The sequence below is a fragment of the Halolamina pelagica genome, assembly GCF_900115675.1.
Lineage (GTDB): Archaea > Halobacteriota > Halobacteria > Halobacteriales > Haloferacaceae > Halolamina > Halolamina pelagica.
On sequence record NZ_FOXI01000001.1, the window covers coordinates 395,444 to 419,682 of the forward strand.

A 24,239-nucleotide genomic window follows, 5' to 3' on the forward strand; every position below is an offset into this window, starting at 1 on the left:
CTTATCGTGTCGCCTGTTCGCCACAGCTCACGCCTCGGCTAGCGCGAGCTCAGTCCCAGAGCAGGTCGTCGAACGCCCCGCCGACGTTCCCCGGTCCGTCGGGGACGGTGATCGCCCCGTCGACGACTGGAACGGGATCCGTGCCCAGGTCCGAGGCGAGCATCTTCCCGGTCGCGAGGCCGCAGGCACGGTCGCCCGGCACCGCGGCGGCGGCGTGGACCGCGGCGGCGCGAGCCACGGCGCCGTCGATCGTCGTGGTCACGACCGGATCGACGCCGGCGTCCACTAGCCGTCGTGCGGCGTCGATCGCGGCACCCGGCCCGCCGAGCGCCATCGGCTTCAGCACCGCCACGTCGGCCGCACCGGCGTCGAGGACGGCGTCGACGCCGTAGGCACGGATCGACTCGTCGGCGGCGATGTCGACGCCCCGGCCGCGCAGCGCCGCGAGCGCGGATACCTCCTCGGGGGGCACCGGCTGCTCGACGTACTCGATCCCGATCGCGGCGAGCGCGTCGACGGCCGCTGCGGCCGACTCGCGGTCCCACGCGCCGTTCGCGTCGACGCGGATCGTGGCGTCGACGGCGTCCGCGACCGCTCGAACCCGGTCGAGATCCGGGTCCAGCGATCGCGCGCCGAGCTTGAGCTTCAGGCAGTCGAACCCGGCGTCGACCGCCTCGCGAGCGGCGGCGACGGTCTCCTCAGCATCGGCGTCGCCGACGGTGGCGTTGACGGCAACCGACTCGCTGGGTGTCGAGAACCCGCCGCGCTCGGCGAGCAGCGCCGCGAGCGATCTCCTGCTCGCCCGCGCCGCCGCGTCGAGTACCGCCAGCCGGTAGCCGTGCCTGGCGGCCGGCGTCGACGGCGGTTCCGCACCGACTGTGTCGTCGACATGCTCCCACGCCTCCGGCGGGTCCTCGAGCACCCCCCTGCAGGCGTCGTACGACTCGGTCCAGCCCGGGAGCGGCGTCGCCTCGCCGACGCCGCGAACCGAGCCGCCGTCGGCCGACCGCTCGACGCCGACGAGGACGCCGCGGCGCTGCTCGATCGTGCCGTCGGCGGTCGACAGCGGCCGGGACAGATCGAGCGTGAACGGTCGGCGTTCGGTGCTCATCCGAGGATCAACCCGGCGGCGAACAGCGCCGCGTACAGCGCGAGCAGTTGGCCGGTGCGCTCCAGTGCGGGGTTGAGCGCCTCGCCGGCGGTCTTTGTCAGGACTGTACGGGCGACGACCGCAGCGAAGGGCAGCGAGAGCAGCGGCAGCAGGACGGCGGCGCCGAACGACTGCATGAACAGCGACACGGGAACCGCGTAGGCCAGCACCAGCATCGCGACGTACTCGGCGCGAGCGACGCCGTAGCCGAACCGAACCGCGATCGTCCGCTTCCCGGTCTTGCTGTCCTCCTCCTTGTCCCGGACGTTGTTCACGACGAGGACGTTGGTCGTCAGGCCCGCCATCGGGAGGCTCGCCAGCAGTGCCAGCGTGGGAACGGTCCCGGCGGGTAGCCCCGTCGGGACGCCGCTGACGGCGGCTGCTGCCTGCACGTAGACCGTCCCCGCGACGGCGACGGGGCCGAAGAAGACGAACACGAACAGGTCGCCGAGCCCGTGGTAGCCGAGGGGATAGGGGCCGCCCGTGTACGCGATCCCGGAGGCGACCGAGAGCAGGCCGATCACGAGGATCGGGACGCCGCCGACCCAGACGAGGTAGACCCCCACCAGGATCGCGGCGGCGAAGGTGAGCCACATCGCGCGCTTGACCGCCGCGGGTTCGATCAGCCCGCCCGCCGTGACGCGGGTGAACCCCTCCCGCTCCTCGGTGTCGGCGCCCTGCACGGCGTCGTAGTAGTCGTTCGCGAAGTTGGTGCCGATCTGGATCAGGATCGCCCCTAGCAGCGCCGCGGCGGCCGGGAGCACCGCGAACAGCCCCTCGTGGACGGCGACGCCCACGCCGACGACGACGGGCGAGATCGCCGCCGGCATCGTCTGGGGCCGGGCGGCCATCACCCACGCGCGCTGCCGCGAGATGTCGGCTCCACTCGTCTCCGTACTCATTGTCGAAGCGTCGGGGCGGACGGGCCATGAAGGGTTGGTTCTCGGCCGACGAGCAACGGGATAACCCTGGCAGCCTGCCGGAGGTGGACGGGAGAGCTACACTCCCGCCGTATGGCACCCGTCCTGTATGTCGCTCCCGAGTAGATCCCCGCGAAGTACCGCCATCTGGGCATCTCGAAGCTACGGGGCAAACCGGTGAACGCCGACGCGGTCCTCGGCAACAACCCCGAGGTGCTCGTTGGCACCCGTGCGTTCCTCTCTCGCTGTGGGAGTCGAACGGCCTCGAAGACCGACATCGCGACCCCTGATCCTGCTCACGGCCGCCGGGGACGGCCCTCGCTACGAGTGGCACCACCACGTCGGAATCGGCCGCGACGCCGGCGTCACCGAGGCCGAGATGGCCGCCCTCGCCGCCGGCGACTTCGGGGGTTTCGAGGGTGACATGGCGTCGCTGTTGCGGTACACCGCCGTGGGGTTGGGCCGCGAGCGAGGCCCCCGTCAAAAGTGGTCGGTCAGTAGTGCCAGGGGTAGCCCGAGAAGTCAGGTTGGCGGCCCTCCAAGAACGCGTCCCGGCCCTCCGCAGCCTCGTCGGTCATGTAGCCGAGCCGCGTCGCCTCGCCGGCGAACACCTGCTGGCCGACCATCCCGTCGTCGACCATGTTGAACGCGAACTTCAGCATCCGCATCGCCGTCGGGCTCTTGCTGGTCATCGTCTCGGCCCAGTCGATGGCCGTGTCCTCCAGTTCCTCGTGGGGGACCGCCTCGTTGGCCATCCCCATGTCGACGGCCTCTGCGGCGGAGTAGGTCTTGCCGAGGAAGAACACCTCGCGGGCCTTCTTCTGGCCGATCTGCCGGGCGAGGTACGCCGAGCCGAACCCGCCGTCGAAGGAGGCCACGTCGGGGTCGGTCTGGAGGAACTTCGCGTGCTCCTCGCTGGCGAGCGTGAGGTCACAGACCACGTGTAGCGAGTGGCCGCCGCCGACGGCCCAGCCCGGAACGACGGCGACGACGGGTTTTGGCATGAACCGAATGAGTCGCTGGATTTCGAGGATGTGCAAGCGCCCGGCCTTGGCCTGCTTGACCGCCTCGGAGTCGTCCTCGCCAGCCTCGTCGTCGCCGCGGTACTCGTAGCCCGAGCCGCCGCGGACCGACTGGTCGCCGCCGGAGCAGAACGCCCAGCCGCCGTCCTTCTCGGAGGGCCCGTTGCCGGTCAGGAGGACGGCGCCGACGTCGGCCTGCTTGCGCGCGTGGTCGAGCGCGGCGTGGAGTTCGTCGACGGTGCCCGGCCGGAACGCGTTGCGGACCTCGGGGCGGTCGAACGCGATGCGGACCGCCGGGACGTCGACGCCGCGGTGGTAGGTGATGTCGTCGAACTCGCCGGCGCCGTCGACCTGTTCCCAGCGCTCGGGGTCGAACAGCTCTGAGACCATGTCGGAACGGCGACGCCGGCCCGCAAAAACCCCGCGGTCGCCGCGGCCCTCACGCGCTCAGTTCGTCGATCCGCCGGCGAGTTCGGCGATCACCTGCGCCCGGAGTTCGTCGCGGGTCCCGTGGGAGTCCGCGGCGTCAGTGGCGACCTCGACGACCGTGGACCCCTCGCCCGCGACCGCTTCCGTGTAGGCATCGACGAACGCCTCGCGGCCGTCGACGCGCTCGTACTCGAGCCCGTACAGCTCCCCCGTCGGCTCGAAGTCGATCCCGTGGGGCGTCTTGAACTGCTCGGTGAACGGCGGGTCGAACGACTCGATCGGGAGCATGTGGAAGATCCCCCCGCCGTCGTTGTCGAGCAGGACGATCGTCGCGTCCACGTCACAGCGCGCGACCGCGAGCAGCCCGTTCATGTCGTGGTAGTACGCCAGGTCGCCGATCACGAGCGTCAGGTGGTCCGTCGTCGCCGAGCCGGCGCCCAGCGCCGTCGAGGTGATGCCGTCGATGCCCGAGACGCCGCGGTTCCCGAGCGCCGTCACCGCGTCGGGGCTGGGTCGCGCGAAGCGATCGAGGTCGCGAACGGGCATCGAGTTCGAGACGAACAGCGTGGTGGGTTCGGGAGCCTCGGCGACGGCGTCGGCGACGATGCCGCCCTCGAACAGCCCCTCGTGGGCGTCGACGGCGTCCCAGTGGGTCCGCTCGGCCTCGGCCCACAGGTCGCGCCAGGCCGCCGAGTCCGGGCCGGCGACGATCCGAGCGAGCGCTTCAGCCAGTCGCGAGGGGTCGGCCACGACGAGGTCGCTGGCGGTGAACTCCGCCTCGCGCCACTTCCCCGCGGGATCGACGACGAGCTGCTGGGCGTCGGTCCGGGCGAGGTACTTCCGCAGCGGCTTGGAGGTGGGCGAGGCGCCGATCCGGAGCACGGCCTCGGGGTCGGGCCAGTCCGCGGTGACCGCCTCGTCGAGGTAGGCGTCGTAGCCGCCGAGTACGGGTGCGACGCGGTTGTGCCCGCCGAAGCGGAGCCCCGACAGCGGATCGGCGAGGATCGGGAACCCGGTCGCGTGCGAGAGCGCGACGACGGCTTCGGGGTCGATCTCGTGGGGGTCCGCGGGGCCGGCGACGATCAGCCCCCGCTCGACGCCGAGGTCGTCCGCGAGGGAGCGGATCTCGCTGTCGGGGAGTTCCGGCGCCCCCTGTGCCCGCTCGACGAACGCGGGCGGCGAGGTGGTGCCGACGCCGCCGGTGCCGGAGCCGGCGCCCCCGGCGGCGTTCGTTCGCCCCGCCGCGGCCAGCGACTCGAGGTCGTCGGGTACGTCGCCGGGCACCTCGGTGGGTTCAAGCGGCTTGCGGAACGGGACGTTGAGGTGGACCGGGCCGGGGTCGGTCCCCTCGGCCGCAGTCAGCGCGCGGGCGACGGTCGTTCGCAGCGACCGGAGCTTCCGCGCCTCGGCCTCGGGTTCGGGGAGGTCCTTGTACCACCGGACGGCGTCGCCGTAGAGCTTCTCCTGGTCGGCGGTCTGGTTCGCGCCGGAGTCGCGGAGTTCCGGCGGGCGGTCCGCGGTCAGCGCCAGCAGCGGGACCCGGGACTGGTCGGCTTCCAACACGGCGGGGTGGTAGTTCGCGGCGGCGGTGCCGGAGGTGCAGACCAGCGGCGTGACCTCGCCCGTGCGGCGGGCCCGCCCCAGCGCGAAGTAGGCGGCGGCGCGCTCGTCGAGGTGGGAGAACACGCGCACGTCCTCGTGCTCGGCGAACGCGACGGTCAGCGGCGTCGAGCGCGAGCCCGGCGAGACGCAGGCCGCGGTGACCCCGCCCCGAACGAGCTCGTCGACGATCGCTCGGGCCCAGAGCGTGTTTCGGTTCGGTGCGGTCATTACCGGAGTGTCGCGGCCGGGGCTGTTGGTTCCTGCGTTCCCGGATCCCCCGCGGGCGGTTCCGTAGCGACTTTACCGGAGCCCGTGTCACCTCCGGCCATGACCGATCGCATCGTCGTCGTCGGGGCTGGCTACGCCGGCGCCGGAACTGTCGACTCGCTGAAGGAGGAAGTGCCCGATGCGGGCCTCGAAGGCGACGTGGAACTCGTCTGGATCAACGAACACGACTACCACCTCGTGCTCCACGAGTCCCACCGCGTCATCCGGGATCCGAGCGTCGCCTCGAAGATCACCGTCCCCTGCGAGTCGATGCTCCCCGACTGGGGCGAGTTCGTCCAGGACCGCGTCGTCGGCCTCGACACCGACGACCGGACGGTCGAGCTCGATGACGGCGAGCCCGTCGACTACGACTACCTCCTGCTCGGCGTCGGGAGCGCGACGGCGTTCTTCGGCATCGACGGCCTGCACGAGCACGCGCTCACGCTGAAGAGCCTCGCCGACGCCCGCGAGATCCACCAGTCGGTGCGGGAGGCCGCCGCGGACGCCTCCGTCGCCGCCCCCGCGCAGGTGATCGTCGGCGGCGCCGGCCTCTCCGGGATCCAGGCCGCGGGCGAGATCGCGGCCTACCGCGACGAGCACAACGCGCCCGTCGACGTCCACCTCGTCGAGGGGCTGGAGGAAGTGTTCCCCAACAACCCCGACGAGGTCCAGCAGGCCATCCGGACCCGGCTGGAGGACGCCGGCGTGAACATCGAGTGTGGCGACTTCATCTCGGAGGTCGACGGGGAGACGGTCTACCTCGGCGGCGGCGAGGACGAGGCGCCCGACGAGATGCCCTACGACGTGCTCGTCTGGACCGGCGGCATCACCGGCCGGGAGGAGTTGGAGAACACGGACCTCGACAAGGACGAGCGCTCCCGCCGCGTGTTCGCCGATCGGGACTTCCGGACCAGCGACGACCGCGTGTTCGCCATCGGCGACACCGCGCTGATCGACCAGGGCGGGGACGACGTGGCGCCGCCGACGGCCGTCGCCGCGTGGACGGCCGCCGAGGTGGCGGGCGAGAACCTCGTCCACGCCGTGCTCGACGAACCACTCTCGAAGTGGACCTACGAGGACAAGGGGACGCTCATCTCCGTCGGCGACGAGGCGATCGCCCACGACGTCGACTCGCTCCCGTTCGGGACCTTCGGCGGCCCGGGCGCGAAGTTCCTGAAGAAGGCGGCTGCGGTCCGGTGGATCGCCTCCATCTCCTCGGTCGGCCGAGGGATGAGCGCGTGGAGCGACATGTAGACGCTCGGGACGTTCTCGAGGAATCGTTCGTCTCCGGCACGTCGACGCCTACCGCCGGAACTGTTCGATGACGCCGCCCGCGGGTCGGCGATCGGTCTCAGTCGCGCTCGGCTCGTCGCCGTGTCTCCCCTCGGCGACGCGGGCGCCGACGGCGACGCTGAACACCGCGAGTACGATCCCCGCCAGCACGTCGGTCAGCCAGTGGATCCCGAGATACATCGTCGCCACGGCGACCGAGGTGGCGCCGACCGTCGCGATGGGGAGCCAGCCCGGCGCGGCCGAGCGGTAACGGGCCGCGAGTAGCGCGACGGTCACCGACAGCGACGTGTGCAGCGACGGGAACACGTTGGTGTTCTCGTTCACCTGACTCGTCAGGTGCTGGACCTCCGGCCAGTTGGTGAACAGCAGCGACTCGACCGCGCCGGGCATGAAGTTCCGCGGGCCGTACGCGACGAACAGCACGTAGCAGACCAGCCCGATCCCGTAGTTCAGCGCGTACGCCACGAGCGTCGCCGCCAGCGGGCGCGCGTCGTCGTGGAGCGCGTAGAGCACGATCGGGAACGTCAACAGGAACACGTAGCCGAACACGTAGACGAAGCTGAAGTACGCCGTCAGCTCCGGGGACGCGATCGACTGCAGATCCGCGACGAACGTCCCCTCGACGGCGTGGATCGCGCCCGTGATGTTCACGCCGATCAGCCACGAGAGTTCGACGCCGACGTCGCGCACGGCGCCGTTGGCGAGCAGCAGTACGCCGAGGACGACCGCGGTCGGCCCGACCGCCCGGACGTTCTCCCGAAGCGATCCGCGCCGGAACTTCCTCCCCGTGAGTCGCCGGACGGCGCCGAGGCTCAGCAGGTGCAACACGAGCACCACGGCGACGACGTCGGTCAACACGGTGAACAGACTCATGTGCTCCCCCCCACGAGTGCGCCGTCCTCGTACTGGTAGCCGGCCTCGCGGAACGCCTCACGGACGGCCTCGACGTTCAACTCGCCGTCCCGCCCGAAAAAGGGGACGACGGGGTTCCCGCCGTCCCACTCGAGGTCTTCCGGGTACCACTCGGTCCCCTGGAGCGGCCCGACCGCGGGGCGGGCGTAGCCGTCGAGCACGTGCTCGCCGAGGTGCTGTTCGTCGACGACCCGGGCGAGCGTGTTCCGGAACCGAGGGTTGTCGAGGTGCGGGCGACGGGTGTTGTAGCCGAGGACGTACGGCCGATCCGAGCGTCGCACGACCAGTTCCGTGCCGTCGGCGCGGCCGATCCGCGGGACCGTCGCCGCGCCGACGGCGGTGCCGGTCACGTCCGCCTCGCCGTCCGCCACCGTCTCGACGGCGGTCACGTCGGAGCCGACAACCCGCACCGAGAGCGCGTCGACGGCGGGATCGGCGATCCAGTCGGGGAAGTCAGCTCCCTCCCGGGCCGAGAAGTGCCCCTCGACGCGTTCGAGTCGAAGGCTCTCCCGCGGCGTGTTCCGGACGTACGCGAACGGGCCGCTCCCGACCGGCGGGATGTTGTTCGAGACGAGCGCCTCGGTCACGGTGCCGACGGGGATGCCGCCGATCGCGGCGGTGTCGGTGCGGTCGCGCCAGACGTGCTCCGGGAGGATCGGGACGGTCAGTGCGCGCGGCACGACGGCCCGATCGGCGTCGGCGAACGTCACGTCGAGTCGCCGGTCGTCGACGACCGACACGTCGTCGACGAGGCTGCTCTGTCCCCGGAACTCGGGTGACGGCACCTCCGCGTCCTCCTCGTCGTCGCCCAGCGTTGTGTCCGCGAGCAGGTCGTACGTGAACGCCACGTCGGCCGCAGTCAGCGCCTCGTCGTCGTGCCACCGGACGTCCTCGCGGAGGGTGACCCGCGCTGACGGCGGGTCGCCGTCGACGAGGTCGATCGACTCGGCGAGCCACGGTGTTAGCTCGCCCTCGATCGACCGGGCGAGAGGGTCGTACAGCAGCCCGGTCAACGCGCCGCCGCGCCGGAACTCGACGGCGAGAGGGTTCAGGTTCGTGGTCGCGCGGCGGTCGGTTGTCACCACGCGGAGGACTGTCTCCTCGCTCCCGCTCTCGTACTCGCCGGCGAGGCGTAGATACCCCACTGGGGAGCGGAGGTCGGTCACCTGCCAGTTCGGCCCGGCGCCGGTCCGCGCCGCGCGGATGTCGTCCGGGACGGTGAGCAGCGTGAACGGCTGCGTTCGGGCGACCGTCCGTTGGAGGCGTTCGAGCGTCGCCCGCCGTTCGGCGCCGTCGGCCCGGCGCTGGCGTTCGAGCGCCTCGTCGGCGCCCAAGTTGGTGTAGCCGAAGGGGTTCTGCCAGCCGGGGGCGTCGGCGAACCGCGAGTGCAGCAGGGTCGTGAGCGCGTCGGGATCGCGGAACTTCTCGGGCAGCCGCATCACGAACATCTCGAACTCGGTCCGGAGCAGGCTCTGGCGCATGAGCTCCTGCTCCGCCATCGGGAGCACCTCGGTCTCGATCCCCGCCGCCCGGAACCACGAGGCGATCTCGCGGGCGAGGGCGAGCGCGTACGGGTCGGCATCGGTCGGGAGAGTCTTGATCCGCAGGGTGACTGGTTGGGTCGACCGCCAGCCCGTGAGGTTCCGCGCACGCTGGAGACAGCCGGCGCTGAGGACGGTCGCACCGCTTCCGAGGGCCGCGAGGACCGATCGTCGGTCCGTGGGGACGCTCGACTCGCTACCCATTGTCACCGAATTTGGGTGACCGATTGGCATAGGGATTGTGCTGTCCGTTCCGGCCCCCCCGACCACCCGTCTGTCCAGTGGACAGGGACAGGTTTTACCCCTCGCCACGGCTCTCACCGCGCGATGGACCTCCCCAAGCGGACCCTCCGCCTCCTGCTCGCGGCGCTGGTCCTCGTCGCCGCGTCGACGATCGTCGCCGGCTACGTCGAGAGCGAGCGCACGAACGACCGCGTGACCGGCGACCCCGCGGTCGAGCAGGCGTTCCGGTCGGGCGACGACGCGGCGGTCGTCGGGGAGCGCGACAACGTCACCGTCGTCGCGACGGACTCGAACGCGTTCGTCAGCGACGAGAGCGACGCGCCGCGAGCACGGGCCGAACTCGCGGCGTTCGCGCCGGACGGGAGTCTCTACTACTACCAGAACGACCACACGCGCTACTGGGACGTCGACCCCGTCGAGGGCACCAGCCACACGGTCGAGTTCGTCTACGCGGACCACCTCGACGCCGACGAGTGCGACGGCGCGGTCTGCACCCGGAACGGGGTCGAGCGCGTCAACCTCACGACCGGCGAGCGAACCGACGTGTTCAGCCGGATCACCGCCGGCAAGCACTCCACGCGCTGGCACGACGCCGACCGCATCGACGAGGACCGCCTGCTCGTCGCCGACATCGCGCAGGACCGCGCGTTCATCGTGAACACCACGACGGGGCTGATCGAGTGGTCCTGGGAGGCGCAGGCCGACTACGGCGTCGAGAGCGGCGGCCCGTTCCCCGAGGACTGGACCCACATCAACGACGTGGAGCACGTCGAGGTCGACGGCGAGGAGGCGGTGATGGTCAGCCTCCGGAACCAGGACCAGGTCTCGTTCGTCGACATGCAGGGCGAGCTGATGGCGGAGTGGACGCTCGGCGCCGACGGCGACCACGCGACGCTGTACGAACAGCACAACCCCGACTTCATCCCGGCCGAGGAGGGCGGGCCCGCACTCCTCGTCGGCGACTCCGAGAACGGCCGGATCGTCGAGTACCAGCGCGAGAACGGCGAGTGGGTCGAGTCCTGGACGTGGGCCGACCAGCGGATCCAGTGGCCCCGCGACGCCGACCGGCTGCCCAACGGCCACACGCTGATCACCGACTCTAACGGCGACCGCGTCTTCGAGGTCGACCGGGAGGGGGAGATCGTCTGGTCGGCCGACGTCGGCTTCCCCTACGAGGCCGAGCGCCTCGGCACCGGCGACGAGAGCACGGGCGGCGAGAGCGCGGCGTCGCTGGGGCTCGAGAGCCACGAGCCCGCCCCCGAGGCGGCGTCGGCGCGCCAGCGCGTCGAGAACGCGCTGCCGCCGACGATCCAGAACGCGATCGCCTACGTGTTCCCGCGCTGGGTCGGCCTGCTCGAGGAGCTCGCGATCGTCGTCCTGGTCGGGAGTCTGCTGCGCTGGGCGACGCTCGAGTACCGCTGGCTCGACCACACGATCGCGTTCCGATTCCCCATCGAACTCCGCCGGAAATGAGCCGCCTCGATCGCCTCCCGATCACGCGCGACGACGTGCCGTGGCTCGGCGCAGCGCTCGCTGCGGGCCTGCTCGCCGTCGCGATCTACCTCGCGACCAACCCCTACCCGGCCTACGGCGCGGGGCTGTACCTCCGGATCGCCGACGCCATCGCCGCCGGCGGGTACGCGCCGCCCGGGCAGATCTCGGGCTACACCGCCGAGGGCGTCCCCTTCGCGTACCCGCCGCTTCAGTTCTACCTGCTCGCGGTGCTGCTGGATCTGGGTGCGGGGCCAGTCGCCCTCGCGCGCTTCCTGCCGTCGCTCGGCGTGCTGGCCGCACTCGTGCCCGTCTACCTGCTCGCGCGGGACTACGCGGGCTCGCGCCCCGCCGGCGCGGCCGCGGGCGTCGCCGTCGCGCTCAACCCACAACTGCTCCAGTGGCACGTCTCCGCCGGCGGGTTGGTTCGGGCCTTCGCGTTCTGCTACGCGCTGACGGCGATCTACGCGGGCTATCACGTCTTCGACGGGGAGTCGTGGCGCGCGGTCGCCGTCGGCGCGCTGGCGTTCGGCGCGACCGTGCTCACCCACCCGACCTACTCGCTGTTCGTCGTGGTCACGTACCTCCTCCTCTGGGGAACTCGGGACCGCTCGGGCGCGGGCCTGGCCCGCGGCGCGGCGGTCGGCGTCGGCGGCGCCGTCGTCGTCTCGCCGTGGCTGGGCTGGGTCACGAGCACGCACGGGATCGACGTGCTCGCCGGCGCCGCGGGCACCCACGGCGGCATCGGCGGCGGCGCGGCGACGATCGGCGTCTCGGCCACCCTCCTCCCGCTGCTCGGCGCGGCGTACCTGCTGTACGCTCGCCGGAACTGGTTCCTCGCGGGGTGGGCCGCCGCCGCGGAACTGCTGTTCGCCCAGCCCCGGTTCGCGTTCACCGTCGGGAGCGTCGTCGCCGGCGTCGCCGCCGTCGACGTGGCTCGCCGGCTACCCTCGTTGGACGGCAGCGTCTCGCTCCCCGGCACCGGCGCCGTCGAACGCCGCGAGGTCGCCGCGGCGGCCTGCCTGCTCCTCGCGAGCGTCGCGGGTGGGGGCTACCTCGCCCACGAGATGACGCTGCCGAGCGACCCCTCGACCCCCGAGTTCCTCGACGAGGAGGACACCGAGGCGATGGCGTGGGCCGCGGCCGAGACGCCGCCGGACGCCACGTTCGTCGTGCTCGGCGACGCGGCTGAGTGGGTCCCGGCGCTGGCGGACCGCACGATCCTGATCGGCCCGTGGGGGGTGGAGTGGTACGGTCCGGACGCGTACGAGACGCAGTTGGAAACCTTCGAAGCGCTCTCGCAGTGTGACGGCGTCGACTGTGTCGAGCACGAGCTGGCGGGCGTCGGCGCCGACCCCGACTACGTCTACCTCCCGAAGGGCGCCTACACCGTTCGGGGCCAGCCCGAGGTGACGTTCGGCTCGCTCGACCGCTCGTTCGCGGCCTCGCCGGACTGGGAGCGCGCCTACGAGAACGACGGCGTGGTCGTCTACCGCGCGGTCGAGTAGGGCCGCGACCACCGGCTACTTCCCCCTCGGCGCGCTTTCCTCGATAATGACCGAACCGCCGAGTAACGACGACCGGAACCGACTCGCCGAGGAGGCCAGCCCGTACCTCCAGCAACACGCCGACAACCCCGTGGACTGGCAGCCGTGGGACGACGACGCCCTCGCGGAGGCCCGCGAGCGCGACGTGCCGATCTTCCTCTCGGTCGGCTACTCGGCCTGCCACTGGTGTCACGTGATGGCCGAGGAGTCCTTCGAGGACCCCGAGGTGGCCGAGACCCTCAACGAGAACTTCGTCCCGATCAAGGTCGACCGCGAGGAGCGGCCGGACCTCGACCGCGTCTACCAGACGGTCTGCCAGCTGGTCACGGGTGGCGGCGGGTGGCCCCTGTCGGCGTTCCTCACGCCGGAGGGGAAGCCGTTCTACGTCGGCACGTACTTCCCGCCCGAGTCACAGCCGGGGCGCAACGTCCCGGGGTTCGAACGGCTCTGCCGGCAGATCGCCGACTCCTGGGCCGACCCGGAGCAGCGCCCGGAGATGGAGACCCGCGCCGAGCAGTGGACCACGGCCGCCCGCGACCGGATGGCGCCGACGGGATCCCCCGACGACGCCGAGCCACCGAGCAGCGAGATCCTCGACGACGCCGCGGCGGCGGCGATCCGCGGCGCCGACCGCCAGCACGGCGGCTTCGGACAGGGGAGCCCGAAGTTCCCGCATCCGGGCCGGGTCGAACTCCTGCTGCGCGTCGCCGCCCTCTCCGACGATCCCGAGCCGCTGACCGTCGCCGAGAACGCCCTGAACGCCATGGGCAGCGGCGGGCTCTACGACCACCTCGGCGGCGGCTTCCACCGCTACTGCGTCGACGAGGACTGGACCGTCCCGCACTTCGAGAAGATGGCCTACGACAACGCCACCATCCCGGCGGCGTTCCTCGCGGGCTACCGAGCGACCGGGCGTGAACGCTACGCCGACCTGACGCGCGAGACGCTCGACTTCCTCGAACGCGAACTCTCCCACCCCGAGGGGGGGTTCTTCAGCACGCTCGACGCCCGGAGCGGGACGCCCGGCTCCCGGCTCGACGAGGGTGAGGAACCGGACCGCGAGGAGGGCGCGTTCTACGTCTGGACGCCCGCTGAGGTCCGCGAGACCCTCGACGAGCCGGCGGCGACGCTGTTCTGCCGGCGCTACGGCGTCGTCTCCGGCGGCAACTTCGAGGGTGGAACCAGCGTGCTGAACGAGACGGTTCCCGTCGCGGAACTCGTCGGCGCGGAGATGGAGGTCGCGGGCGAGACGGTCGAGGCACCGGACTCAGAGAGCGAGATCAGCGACCTGCTCGCCGAGGGTCGCGAGCGACTGTTCGAAGCCCGGGAGGAGCGCCCGCGCCCGCCACGCGACGAGAAGGTGCTCGCGGGCTGGAACGGCCTGCTGATCGAGACGTTCGCCCGTACGGGGTTCGTGCTGGGCGACGACGCCCGGATCGAACGCGCCGAGTCGGCGCTCGGGTTCGTCCGGGAACACCTCTGGGACGCCGAGGACGAGCGGCTCTCCCGACGGTTCAAGGACGGCGACGTCGCCGTCGACGCCGCGCTCGAGGACTACGCGTTCCTCGGCCGCGGGGCGTTCGAACTCTACCAGGCGACGGGGGAGGTCGGACCGCTGGCGTTCGCGCTCGACCTCGCCGCGGTCGTCGCCGACTCGTTCTACGACGCCGACGACGGGACGCTCTACCTCTCGGCGAACGACGGCGAGGAGCTGGTCGCGCGGCCCCAGGAGCTGACCGACCAGTCCACGCCGTCGAGCGTCGGCGCCGCGGTCTCGCTGCTGCTCGAGCTGGACCACTTCACCGACCGCGATCTGGGCTCGGTCGCGCGGGAGACGCTCGCGACCCACCGCGGCCGGATCGAGGCCAGCCCCGTGGAGCACGGGACGCTCGCGATGGCCGCCGACGCCGCCCGGCGCGGCTCGCTCGAACTCACCGTCGCCGCCGACGAACTGCCCGCCGACTGGCGCGAGACGCTCGCCGACCGCCACCTGCCCGGCGCCGTCGTCGCCCGGCGGCCGCCGACGGAGGACGGGCTCAAGGGCTGGCTCGACGAACTCGGGCTCGACGAGGCGCCGCCGATCTGGGCCGGCCGCGAGGCCCGCGACGGCGAGCCGACGGTGTACGCCTGTCGCTCGCGCACCTGCTCGCCGCCGGAGACGGATCTGGAAGCGGCGCTCGACTGGGTCGAGGAGAACCTCTGAGCTACTCGGCGGCCGCGATCGCGTCCGCGAGGTACTCCGCGATCGGCCGCCCCTCGCTCTCGACGAACCGCGCGATCTCACTCCCATCGCGTTCGACGATCACGGTCGGGATCAGTTCGATCCCGTACTCCTCGAGCCCCTCGCCGACTTTCTCGCCGTCCTCGCGCTCGACCGCGTGAGCGTGGATCCGCTCGTCGGGCACGCCTGCGGCGTCGAGCGCGGCCGCGAACGCGGGGAGGAGTTGGCGGCAGTCGCCACACCAGTCGCCGCCCCAGACCCGGAACGTGAGTCCGTCGGCGCCGAGCGCGTCGACGGCGTCGGCGTGGGACTCGGCGTCCCACGTCGGGTCGGGCTGGAGCGTCGAGAGCGTCGATTCGGGTGGTTCGGCGTTGCTCATACCCGAACACCGCGCCGGAGGGGAATAAGTCACACGTCGGCGGCTGTCGATCGCCGCCTTCGAGAACGCACGTCGGCGGCTGTCGGCCGCCGCCTTCGAGAACGCACGCCGGCGGCGGTTACTCGCCGAGGACGCCGCCGATGGCGCCGCCGACCGCACCGAACACGAGCGGATAGACGAACCCCGCGAGCAGGGCCGCGGTGATCAGGTCCGGTGCCGCCGACCCCTGGTAGGCGAAGAGGAACCGGCCGAGCAGGGCCAGCGGGAAGTAGCCGACGGCGATCGCGACGCCGGCGGTCGCGCCGTCGACCGGTTCGTCCGCGTCGGCGACGCGGGCGGTCAGCAGCCCCGCCGCGAGCAGCAGCACGACCGGCACGAGGTACAGCAGCGCGAGCGACCCGCCGTCGCTGCCGGCGATGAAGTTCTGTGACTGCGTTCCGCCCAGCGCGTCGATCCGGGTGTCGACGAAGTGGGCGTTGTAGAACAGCCAGCCCACGCCCTGCCAGACGGCGATGGGCTCCCCGCCGAACAGTTCCGTGACCAAGTTGTACCCCTCCAGGCGCTCCTCGACGGAGCCACTCTGCCAGACGTAGGTGAGAAGATACCCAAGCAGGTACGCGGCGACGCCGGCGCCGGCGCCCGCCCCGAGCGGGAGTCGGTCGGTGATGCTGTTAGTGCTCATCGTTGGGAACGTCGATGCGGGCGCAAAAATTACTGTCGGCCGTTCCGGAACCTGTTCGCCCGGTGTCGCTACCCATTTAGGTTCGACCCGGATACGCCGGGGTAGATGGACGCGAACGTGATCGAGAGCATCGGCTCGCCGCTCGTCGAGGTGGCCTCGCCGGCCGGCACCGTCGCCGCCAAACTGGAGTCGAAGAACCCCGGCGGCTCGGCGAAGGACCGTCCGGCGCTGTACATGATTCGGGCGGTCGAGGAGGCCGGCGAACTCGGCGCGGACGACGCCATCGTCGAACCCACCAGCGGCAACACCGGGATCGGGCTCTCGCTGATCGGCGCGGTGAAGGGGTACGACGTGCGCATCGTCATCCCGGGCTCCAAGTCGCCCGAGCGCCGGCGGATCATGCGCGCCTACGGCGCCGACATCGAGGTCGTCGACGGCGACATCAGCGACGCCCGCGACCGCGCCGACGAACTCGAAGCGACCGGCGACTACGTGCAGGTCCGGCAGTTCGAGAACGACGCCAACCCGCGAGCGCACTACGAGACCACCGGCCCGGAGATCCTGGAGCAGGTCGACGACCGCGAGGTCGACGCGTTCGTCGCCGGCGTCGGCACCGGCGGCACGCTCACCGGAACGAGTCGGCGCCTCCGGGAGGCGTTCCCGGACGTGGACGTGGTCGCCGTCGAACCCGCGGAGAACGCCGTGCTCTCGACCGGCGAGTCGGGAGCCGACGACTACCAGGGGATGGGGCCGGGGTTCGTCGCCCCGAACCTGGACGTTGACCTGGTCGACGCCGTCGAGACCGTCGCCCTGGGGACCGCCGAGCGGGAGTGTCGCTGTCTCGCCCGCGAGGAGGGGATCCTCGTCGGCCAGTCCAGCGGCGCCGCCAACGTCGCCGCAAGACGGACTGCTGACCGACTCGTCGACGAGGGCGTCGACGACCCGCTGGTGGTGACGGTGTTCCCCGACAGCGGCGAGCGCTACATGTCCACGGGCCTGTTCGACGCCGAGGAGGCCGAGGACTGCCCGTGGCAGTGTGGCGAATAGCGCTACGCTTCGAACTCCGCCTCAGTGACCCGGACCACCAGCACCTCGTCGTACCCCCCGCGATCGGGCGTCCAGTCGCCCTCTCGCTCGACGAACGCCGGGTCCTCGGGTCGGCCGTCCTCGACCCCGTACACCTTCAGGTACTCGCCCGTTTCCGCGGGATCCACGTCCCCGTCCCGGACCGCGGTCGCCAGATCGCGGGAGAGCCACTCCGTCTCGGAGACGGAGTCGGCCTGTACCAGCGCCGTCCGCGCGAACCGGACGAGGTACCAGTTCAGGTCGTTCAACAGCGAGACCGCGGCGCCGATGGAGACGGTGTCGAGCGCGAGGCTGTTCGCGTACGGTTCCCGCAGGTCGTAGGTCGAGAGCGCCTCGCGGGCGGTCTCCCGGGAGAGCAGTTCGTACCGGAGCTCGCTCCCGGGCTCGCCCAGCAGACAGACCTGCGCCATTGTCGGGCGGTCGCCGGCGCGGATGAAGTGGGTTGCGATCCGGCGACGGCGCTCAGTTCCCGTCGACGACGTAGCGCTCGTCGGCCAGCGCCTCGGCGCGGTCGAACAGGTCCTCGGGCTCGGCTGCCTCGACCGCCGACAGCCTCGCGTTGGTCTCGGGGTAGTCCGGCGCGACGCGCTCGCAGCCGACGTTCATCGTGGCGTCGACGAACGTGCCGATCTCGCGGGCCCGGGCGACGATCTCGGGCTTGTCGCGGGTCAGGAGCGGGCGGTGGACCGGCAGCGTCGCGGCGGCGTCGGTGACCCGGACGTTCGGCCCGGTCTGGGAGGACTTCTGGCCGATCGACTCGCCGGTCGCGACCGAGTGGGCGCCCACGTCCTCGGCGACGGCCTCCGCGACCCGGAGCATCGCGCGCCGGAGCGAGAGCATCCGGGTCGCCCCCGTCGCGTCGACGAGATCGTCAACGAGGTCGCCGGCGGGAACGACACGCAGGCGGGCGTCGACGTGGGGCGCGGAGCGAGCGACGGTTCCGGCGGTCTCGACCGCGCGGGCGAGGTGGTCCGGGCCGCCGTAGTCCCCGAGGTCGAGGTACACCGGGACGACCTCGAGTCCGCGTTTGAACAGCTCCCACGCCGCGACGGGGGAGTCGATGCCGCCGGAGAACAGCGCGACCGTCTTCCCCTGGGTGCCGACCGGGAGCCCGCCCGGGCCGTCGTACTCGACGGCGGAGACGAACGCCTCGTCCTCGCGGACGTCGAGGCGGTAGGCGCGGTCCGGCTCGTCGAGGTCCACGCCGGCGCCCGTGGCGTCGCCGATCGCGGCGCCGACCGCCGCGGCGACCTCCTGGCTCGTGAACGGGTGGGTCTCCGGCGAGCCGGCGCGGTTGGCTCGGACCGCGAACGTGGCGCCGTCGGGGTGGTCGGCCGCGAGCGTGACGGCCGCCTCGGCCAACGCGTCGGCCTCGGGCGCCGTCGAGATGGCGGGTCGGGTCGAGACGACGCCGAACGCGTCGGCGGCGGCCCGCGCGGCGGCGTCGGCGTCGAACTCGCCGGCCTCGGGCGGTCGGATCAGGAGGCGCGACCAGTGACGCTCGACGTGTCCCGGGATCCCGCGGTCGTCGAGGATCGCCCGGACGTTCTCGGCGAGGCGGTCGAGCATCTGCCCGCGGACCTTGTCGCTCTTGATGCCTGCCTCCCCGTAGCGGACGACCGCGAGATCCGGAGACTGCTGCACAGCAGTCGTAGCCCCCGGGCGAGCAAGGGCGTTTCCCTCCGGCTCGGGCCGGATCGCTGCTTAGTCGTCGTCGCCGTTCCGCAGGTCGATCGGGTCCTCGATCTGCCCGGTGATCGACTCCAGCAGGTCGGTCACGGTGACCATCCCGATCACCTCGCCGTCCTCGAGCACGAACGCGAGCTCCTGGCTCTCGACCTGGAACTGGTCGATGGCGTCGCTGACGCTGGTGTCGTGGGACATCGTCATCGGCGGCGCCGAGAGGTTGCTGAAGTCCACGTCGCCCTCGGCGACGCTGTCGCGGTACCGCGCGAGCATCGGGAAGTAGACGATCCCGCGGAAGTCGCTCAGGTCCTCGCCGACCAGCGGGTAGCGCGTGTGCGGGTGCTGCTCCATCCGGTCGAAGTTCTCCTCGGTGTCGACTTCCGTGGAGAGGGCGACGATGTCCGCCGTCGGCACGGCCACCTCGCTCACGGGACGGTCGCCGATCTGGAGCGCGTTCATGACCTCCTCGCGGCGATCCTCGGGCACGTCGCCCTGGCTCAGCACCGAGCCCAGCCGGTTCCGGAGCTCCGCGCGGGACTCGATGGCGTCCTCCTCGGCCTCCAGCCACGCGCCGGTCATCTCCACGCCGAACAGGCCGAGCGTCGCCTTCGCGACCCAGTCGCCCAGCTTGATGATCGGCAGGATGAGGCGGTTACTCCAGTACAACGGCGTCGCGCCGTACCTGCACACCAGCCGCGAGCGCTCGACGCCGAGGTACGTCGGCGTCTGCTCGCCGTGGGTGAGGTGGACGAGGTTGATGATGAGGAAGGCGAGGATCGCGCCCGACCCGACGCTGGCCAGGAACGTCCCCTGGAACAGCGGCTCGAATACCGCCGCCAGCGCGGGCTCGGCGACGATCCCCACCGCGATGCTGGAGGCGGTGATCCCGACCTGGCAGGTGGTGAGATACAGCTCCAGGTCGTTGGTCATCTCCCAGGCGCGTTGGAGGGCCTTGCTCTCGCCGTCGCCGAGGAACTCCTCCTTGGAGAACTGCCTGGCGCGGGTGAGTCCGAACTCGATCGCGACGAAGAACCCGTTCGTGAGGATGAGCCCGACGCCGGCGAGCAGTCTGACGGTCAGCTCCAGCGTCTGCATGGGCGAGACTCTCGGCCGCCCCGGGTAAATGCTCGGTGGCCTAGAACGTCGAGATCTCGCCCTCGATCGCCTCGCGGGTGATCCCGGTCACGTTCGCGAGGTTCCCATCGACGATCTCGGTGACCTCGGCCTCGATGTCGGCCACGTCGACGTCCGCCTCGGTGACGATCTGGGCGTCGGCGACGTGGGGTTCGTCGATGGGGCGGCCGATCTGGGAGAGCAGTCGCATCTGGAGGTCGCGGATCCCGTCGACCTGTTCGACCACGTCCTCGGCGGCCGCCGTCGACAGCAGGTTGTAGATCTTCCCGATGTGGTTGACGGGGTTCTTCCCGGAGGTGGCCTCCATGCTCATCGGCCGGTTGGGCGTGATGAGCCCGTTCGCGCGGTTCCCGCGGCCGACGGAGCCGTCGTCGCCCTGCTCGGCGGAGGTGCCGGTGACGGTGAGGTAGACCGAGCCGGCGTCGTAGTCGTCGGCGGTGTTGACCTCGACGTTCACCTCCCGGTCGGTGTAACTACGCGCGAGTTCGGTGGCGTACTCCTGCACGTTCGAGACGGCGGCCTTGTACGCCTCGAGGTCGGCGATGTAGGCGTCGATCATCGCGACGGCGACGGTCACGTCGATGCGGTCGCCCTCGCGTTTGCCCATCACCTTCACGTCCGGGCCGACTTCTGGGTGCTCGGCGGCGTACTTGCCGTTGATCCCGCGCTCGATCTCGCGGACGATCGTCTCGGTCTCGGTCAGGGGCGCGTGGCCGACGCCGTAGGAGGTGTCGTTGGCCATCGGCACCTGGACCTCCTCCTCGCCGAACACGTCCTGCAGGTCGCCGGAGCCCTCGCCGAGGCGCACGTCGACGACCACGTCGGTGCCGTACTCCAGCTCCGGGATCTGCTCCTCGAGGTAGGCCCGCGCCGCCGCGAGCGCCGTCGAGTCGACCGGGAGCTCGACGGTGCGGCCGTCCTGTTCGTAGCTCTTGGTCGCCCGGCCGACGATCAGGATGTAGATGGGTTCGATCACTTCGCCGCCGCCGTAGGCCGGCGCCGCACGGCCCGCAGCCAGTTGGGTCTCGTCGGTGTTGTAGTGGAGCACCTTGCCCACGCGGTCGAGATAGAGCTGGGAGAGCGCCCGCGAGACGTCCTCGGCGATGCCGTCACAGATGGAGTCGGGGTGACCGAGCCCTTTTCGCTCGACGATCTCGACCTGCTGATCCTCGACCGCCCGCCGGTCGAGTTCGGAGACCTGGATGTTCCGCGTCATTGGTGACGCTTCTGCGGCGTACACTCTATAACCTTCGGAAACGATCTGACCTCTGGAAATTACTCTCAGGTATCTCCCGCGAGCAACAGGCCGAGGTAGGAGGTGCGGATCTGGTCGGCCGGATCGAGCCCCAGATCGCGGAGCAGCGCCTGCGCACCCGCCCGGAGACGCTCGATCTCCGACTCCGCGCCCTCCCGATCGACCTCCACGAACGAGCCGAGGCCCTCGACCTGATCGAGGGTGACGGTGTACCCGTCGAGTTCGAACCGCTCGCGCTCCTTCGCGACGGTCGCCGCGGGCTCGAACCCGAGCCCGTCGAGGATGCCCGCGGCGGCGTCGGGGTCGTCGACGGCGGTCTCGTGCTCCTCGCGGGTCTTCGACGCCTGCTCGACGAGGGGGCCCTTGTAGGTCATCTTCGTCGTCGTCTCGACGGGCTGTCCGTCCCCGTCGAGTTCAGTCTCCTCGCGCAGCCGCAGCGCCTCGTCGGTCTCGGCGAACTCCCGGTGGGGGGCATCGTAGTAGGTGTCGACCTGTCGGACGTAGTCGACCGGGGCGGCGCCTGCGGCCTCCAGCGCCGAGCGCACGCGGGCGTGGTCGGCTTCGACTTTGAGTTCGACCTCGTACATGGCTCGGGGGTCGGCGGCGGCGACGAAAAGGCTGCCCACTCGTGGCGGAGTGCTGGGCCGCCAGCGCCGGCGAACTGCCCATTCGACGCCGTCTGGGCCCGAAACGTTGTCCTTAAGAGTGGAACACGAGACCGTAGAGGTATGAGCGAAAACGAGGCCGACGCCGAGGCCGACACGGCCAACGAGGCCGAGGCAGAGACCGAATCCGGTATCCAGGACGGGGACTTCGTCCGCATCGACTACAACGTCCGCACCGTCAGCGACGACCGCGTGGTCGACACCACCCGGCAGGACGTCGCGGAGGAGGCCGGCATCGACGACGACGAGTACGACTTCTCCCCGCGCATCATCGTCGTCGGCGAGGGGCACGTCTTCCCCGGCGTCGACGACGCGCTGATCGGCGGCGAGGTCGGCGACGAGGGCACCGTCGATATCTCCGCCGAGGACGGCTTCGGCGAGTACGACGAGGAGGAGGTCCGCACCGTCAGCGCCAACAAGCTCGACGAGGAGGACCGCCGCCCCGGCGCCCAGGTCCAGATCGACGGCGAGCAGGGCTACGTCGAGACCGTGATCGGCGGGCGCGCCCGCGTCGACTTCAACCACCCGCTCGCGGGTGAGGACCTCGAGTACGAGTACGAGATCGTCGACGTGGTCGACGACGACGAGGAGAAGGCCGCCGGCCTGCTGGGGATGTACCTCCAGATGGAGCCGGACCTGCGCATCGAGACCGAGACGGTCGAGGAGGAGGTCACCGTCGAGGACGACGACGGCGAGGAGACCACCGAGACCGAGGAGGTCGAGCAGCGCTCCCTCTACATCGAGGCGACCCAGCAGATGCAGATGAACCAGCAGTGGATGTTCCAGAAGCAGCAGGTCGCCGACGACCTGATGGACCGCCTCGACCTCGACCGCGTGGTCGTCGAGGAGGTCTTCGACGGCAGCGCCGGCGGCATGATGGGCGGCATGGGCGGCATGATGGGCGGCATGGGCGGCGCCGAGGAGCTCGAGGAGGAGCTCGAGGACATCGAGGGCGACCTCGAGGACGCCGACGTCGACGCCGAGGAGATCGTCGACGAGCTCGACGACGAGTAAGGTTCCCACACCGACCGAACCTTTTTGCGGTCCGCAGACGCAGTACCGCGTAGCCGATGGAGCTCGTTTCCTACTGAGCCCGTGACGCTCACACGACGGCGGGGGAAATCGTCCCCGTGAGCGCCGGCGGGAGACCCACTGCGGCACCGACATCCGACAGCCTCGGGTCTCCCACTGCCGGCGGGCGCTCTCGCCGTCGGCGTTCCGGCGCCGGTGGGGGATCCACCCTCACCAACGTTGCAAGATTCACCAGCGAACGAGACGGACGCACAGCGAGCGAGCACCACCGAGCGGTCGGGAAGCGACGGCGACCGACCCGACCGAACCGCCATCGTCGTCGCCCGGGACGCCGCGGACCCGGACACGACCGAGATCAGGCGTCTCGCCGCGGCGGCGGGGTACGCCGTCGTCGACGCGCTCACCCAGCGCCGCCGCGAGGACGGCCAGTACAACGTCGGCCGCGGCAAGGCCGAGGAACTGGCTCGTCGGGTCGCCGAGACGGATCCGGACGCGGTCCTGTTCGACTCCGAACTCACGCCCGGCCAGTACAGTTCGCTCACGGCGCTGCTGCCCGACGGCGTCCGGGTCGTCGACCGCCACCGACTCGTGCTCGACATCTTCGAGGCGGGCGCCGGCGGGAAGGCCGCCCGGCTCCAGGTCGAACTGGCGAAGCTCCGCTACGAGCGCCCGCGGGTCCGGGAGACCGAGGAGCGGACCCACATGCAGCGTGCGGCCGAGACGGGCTCCCGGCTGGTCGACATCGAGAAACGAATCCGGACCGTCGAGCGCAAGCTCGACACGCTGGCCGACCGCGCGAGCGAACGCCGGGCCGAGCGCCGCGAGCAGGGGTTCGACCTCGTCGCGATCGCGGGCTACACGAACGCCGGGAAGTCGACTCTCCTGCACCGACTGGCCGACGACCTCTCGATCGCGGAAACGGCGCCCGAGCACGCCGACCTCGACGGCGTCGCCGAGGTCGAGGATCGGCTGTTCAAGACGCTCGAGACGACGACCCGGCGGGCGACGATCGACGGCCGGCGCGTGCTGTTGACCGACACCGTCGGCCTCGTCGACGGCATCCCACACGACCTCGTCGCGTCCTTCAGCGCGACGCTCGACGCCGTCGCCGACAGCGACGCCGCGCTCCTGGTCGTCGACGCGAGCGACTCGGCCGCCGAGATGCGCGGCAAGCTCAGGGTCTCGCTCGCCGAGATCGACGAGCCGCGGGGTGAACTGTTGGTCGCGCTCAACAAGACCGACCTCGGCGACGAGGACGACCTCGCCGAGCGACGGCGGGCAGTGGGGGAGGTGGCCGGCGATCGGGTGGACGAGATCGTCGCCGTCAGCGCCCTCGACGGTGCGGGAGTCGGGCGACTCGCCGACACCGTCGTCGACGCCCTGCCCGACGAGCGTGCCGAGTTCGACCTGCCGAACACCGGGGAGACGCAGGCGTTCCTCGCGTGGGCTCACGACCGCGGGCGGGTGGCCGTCGAGTACGCGGGCGAGCGCGTCCGAGTGGAGTTCTCCGCCCGTCCGGCGGTCGTCGAGCGGGCGCGCTCCCGCGCGGCGACGATCCGGGCCGACTGACCGTCGCCCGGTAGCTCCGCTGACTTTTTCTCGCTCTGCACCGACGGACCCCTGTGTGCGGGACGAGGCCGTGGATGCCCACTGGGGCACCCGGCGGCAACGCACGCGGTGCT

At 71.2% G+C, this 24,239-nt stretch carries 20 protein-coding genes; 7 read left to right on the plus strand and 13 right to left on the minus strand.

What is annotated here, in order from left to right:
* Positions 1-49 precede the first annotated feature (49 nt).
* The 4 genes from BMZ83_RS02075 to menD form a co-directional block, all read right to left on the minus strand.
* The gene (locus BMZ83_RS02075; protein WP_074875102.1) at positions 50-1,111 is read right to left on the minus strand and encodes a mandelate racemase/muconate lactonizing enzyme family protein; all 1,062 of its coding nucleotides are present in this window, start codon (positions 1,109-1,111) and stop codon (positions 50-52) included.
* Positions 1,108-2,052, minus strand: coding sequence for a 1,4-dihydroxy-2-naphthoate polyprenyltransferase (locus BMZ83_RS02080; RefSeq protein WP_074875104.1), 945 nt, complete (start codon positions 2,050-2,052; stop codon positions 1,108-1,110). The genes BMZ83_RS02075 and BMZ83_RS02080 overlap by 4 nt, the downstream gene beginning before the upstream one ends.
* 512 nt (positions 2,053-2,564) lie before the next feature.
* Positions 2,565-3,482: a 1,4-dihydroxy-2-naphthoyl-CoA synthase gene (locus BMZ83_RS02085; RefSeq protein ID WP_074875106.1), complete on the minus strand. Its 918-nt coding sequence runs from the start codon at positions 3,480-3,482 to the stop codon at positions 2,565-2,567.
* A 57-nt stretch (positions 3,483-3,539) separates the two neighbouring features.
* A complete protein-coding gene (menD, locus tag BMZ83_RS02090) occupies positions 3,540-5,351 on the minus strand; it encodes a 2-succinyl-5-enolpyruvyl-6-hydroxy-3-cyclohexene-1-carboxylic-acid synthase (protein ID WP_074875108.1) in 1,812 nt (603 codons plus the stop codon).
* 99 nt (positions 5,352-5,450) lie between these two features.
* Between menD and BMZ83_RS02095 the strand changes: the two genes are divergently transcribed.
* On the plus strand, positions 5,451-6,644 hold the full coding sequence (locus BMZ83_RS02095) for an NAD(P)/FAD-dependent oxidoreductase (protein ID WP_074875110.1): 1,194 nt from the start codon (positions 5,451-5,453) through the stop codon (positions 6,642-6,644).
* A 48-nt stretch (positions 6,645-6,692) separates the two neighbouring features.
* On the opposite strand, the gene BMZ83_RS02100 is transcribed toward BMZ83_RS02095, so the two are convergent.
* Both BMZ83_RS02100 and BMZ83_RS02105 read right to left on the minus strand, forming a co-directional pair.
* Positions 6,693-7,556: a phosphatase PAP2 family protein gene (locus BMZ83_RS02100; RefSeq protein WP_074875112.1), complete on the minus strand. Its 864-nt coding sequence runs from the start codon at positions 7,554-7,556 to the stop codon at positions 6,693-6,695.
* Positions 7,553-9,340 carry an ABC transporter substrate-binding protein gene (locus tag BMZ83_RS02105; RefSeq protein ID WP_074875114.1) on the minus strand — a complete coding sequence of 596 codons (1,788 nt, stop codon included), beginning with the start codon at positions 9,338-9,340 and terminating at the stop codon, positions 7,553-7,555. Before BMZ83_RS02105 ends, BMZ83_RS02100 begins: the two co-directional genes overlap by 4 nt.
* A gap of 123 nt (positions 9,341-9,463) precedes the next feature.
* Between BMZ83_RS02105 and BMZ83_RS02110 the strand changes: the two genes are divergently transcribed.
* Genes BMZ83_RS02110 through BMZ83_RS02120 form a run of 3 tightly spaced genes read left to right on the plus strand, consistent with a single transcriptional unit; the run spans position 9,464 to position 14,620 of the window.
* Positions 9,464-10,852, plus strand: a complete 1,389-nt coding sequence (locus BMZ83_RS02110) for an arylsulfotransferase family protein (RefSeq protein ID WP_074875116.1) — start codon at positions 9,464-9,466, stop codon at positions 10,850-10,852.
* Positions 10,849-12,378, plus strand: a complete 1,530-nt coding sequence (locus BMZ83_RS02115) for a glycosyltransferase family 39 protein (protein WP_074875118.1) — start codon at positions 10,849-10,851, stop codon at positions 12,376-12,378. The genes BMZ83_RS02110 and BMZ83_RS02115 overlap by 4 nt, the downstream gene beginning before the upstream one ends.
* 46 nt (positions 12,379-12,424) lie before the next feature.
* Positions 12,425-14,620 carry a thioredoxin domain-containing protein gene (locus BMZ83_RS02120; RefSeq protein ID WP_074875119.1) on the plus strand — a complete coding sequence of 732 codons (2,196 nt, stop codon included), beginning with the start codon at positions 12,425-12,427 and terminating at the stop codon, positions 14,618-14,620.
* 1 nt (position 14,621) lies between these two features.
* Here the strand turns inward: BMZ83_RS02120 and BMZ83_RS02125 are convergent, their stop codons facing one another.
* Both BMZ83_RS02125 and BMZ83_RS02130 read right to left on the minus strand, forming a co-directional pair.
* Positions 14,622-15,017 carry a thioredoxin family protein gene (locus BMZ83_RS02125; RefSeq protein WP_074875121.1) on the minus strand — a complete coding sequence of 132 codons (396 nt, stop codon included), beginning with the start codon at positions 15,015-15,017 and terminating at the stop codon, positions 14,622-14,624.
* Positions 15,018-15,135: 118 nt separating this feature from the next.
* A complete protein-coding gene (locus tag BMZ83_RS02130) occupies positions 15,136-15,699 on the minus strand; it encodes a transporter (RefSeq protein WP_174955662.1) in 564 nt (187 codons plus the stop codon).
* 105 nt (positions 15,700-15,804) lie between these two features.
* On the opposite strand from BMZ83_RS02130, the gene BMZ83_RS02135 reads away from it, so the two are divergent.
* Entirely contained in the window at positions 15,805-16,746 is a 942-nt protein-coding gene (locus tag BMZ83_RS02135; protein WP_074875123.1) for a PLP-dependent cysteine synthase family protein, read from the plus strand.
* A 2-nt stretch (positions 16,747-16,748) separates the two neighbouring features.
* Here the strand turns inward: BMZ83_RS02135 and BMZ83_RS02140 are convergent, their stop codons facing one another.
* From BMZ83_RS02140 to cyaB, 5 genes are all read right to left on the minus strand, one after another.
* Complete coding sequence (locus tag BMZ83_RS02140) at positions 16,749-17,195, minus strand: DUF5804 family protein (RefSeq protein ID WP_074875125.1); 447 nt, start codon at positions 17,193-17,195, stop codon at positions 16,749-16,751.
* A gap of 52 nt (positions 17,196-17,247) precedes the next feature.
* Entirely contained in the window at positions 17,248-18,429 is a 1,182-nt protein-coding gene (locus BMZ83_RS02145; RefSeq protein ID WP_074875127.1) for a tRNA sulfurtransferase, read from the minus strand.
* A gap of 60 nt (positions 18,430-18,489) precedes the next feature.
* A complete protein-coding gene (locus tag BMZ83_RS02150) occupies positions 18,490-19,566 on the minus strand; it encodes a CNNM domain-containing protein (protein WP_074875129.1) in 1,077 nt (358 codons plus the stop codon).
* Between the two features lie 40 nt (positions 19,567-19,606).
* Positions 19,607-20,821, minus strand: a complete 1,215-nt coding sequence (locus tag BMZ83_RS02155; protein WP_074875131.1) for a methionine adenosyltransferase — start codon at positions 20,819-20,821, stop codon at positions 19,607-19,609.
* A 65-nt stretch (positions 20,822-20,886) separates the two neighbouring features.
* The gene (gene cyaB, locus BMZ83_RS02160; RefSeq protein WP_074875133.1) at positions 20,887-21,447 is read right to left on the minus strand and encodes a class IV adenylate cyclase; all 561 of its coding nucleotides are present in this window, start codon (positions 21,445-21,447) and stop codon (positions 20,887-20,889) included.
* 141 nt (positions 21,448-21,588) lie between these two features.
* Between cyaB and BMZ83_RS02165 the strand changes: the two genes are divergently transcribed.
* Positions 21,589-22,539 (plus strand): FKBP-type peptidyl-prolyl cis-trans isomerase, encoded by a 951-nt coding sequence (locus BMZ83_RS02165; protein WP_074875135.1) that lies wholly within the window; start codon positions 21,589-21,591, stop codon positions 22,537-22,539.
* A gap of 237 nt (positions 22,540-22,776) precedes the next feature.
* Positions 22,777-24,126: a GTPase HflX gene (hflX, locus tag BMZ83_RS02170; RefSeq protein WP_074875137.1), complete on the plus strand. Its 1,350-nt coding sequence runs from the start codon at positions 22,777-22,779 to the stop codon at positions 24,124-24,126.
* Positions 24,127-24,239 lie beyond the last annotated feature (113 nt).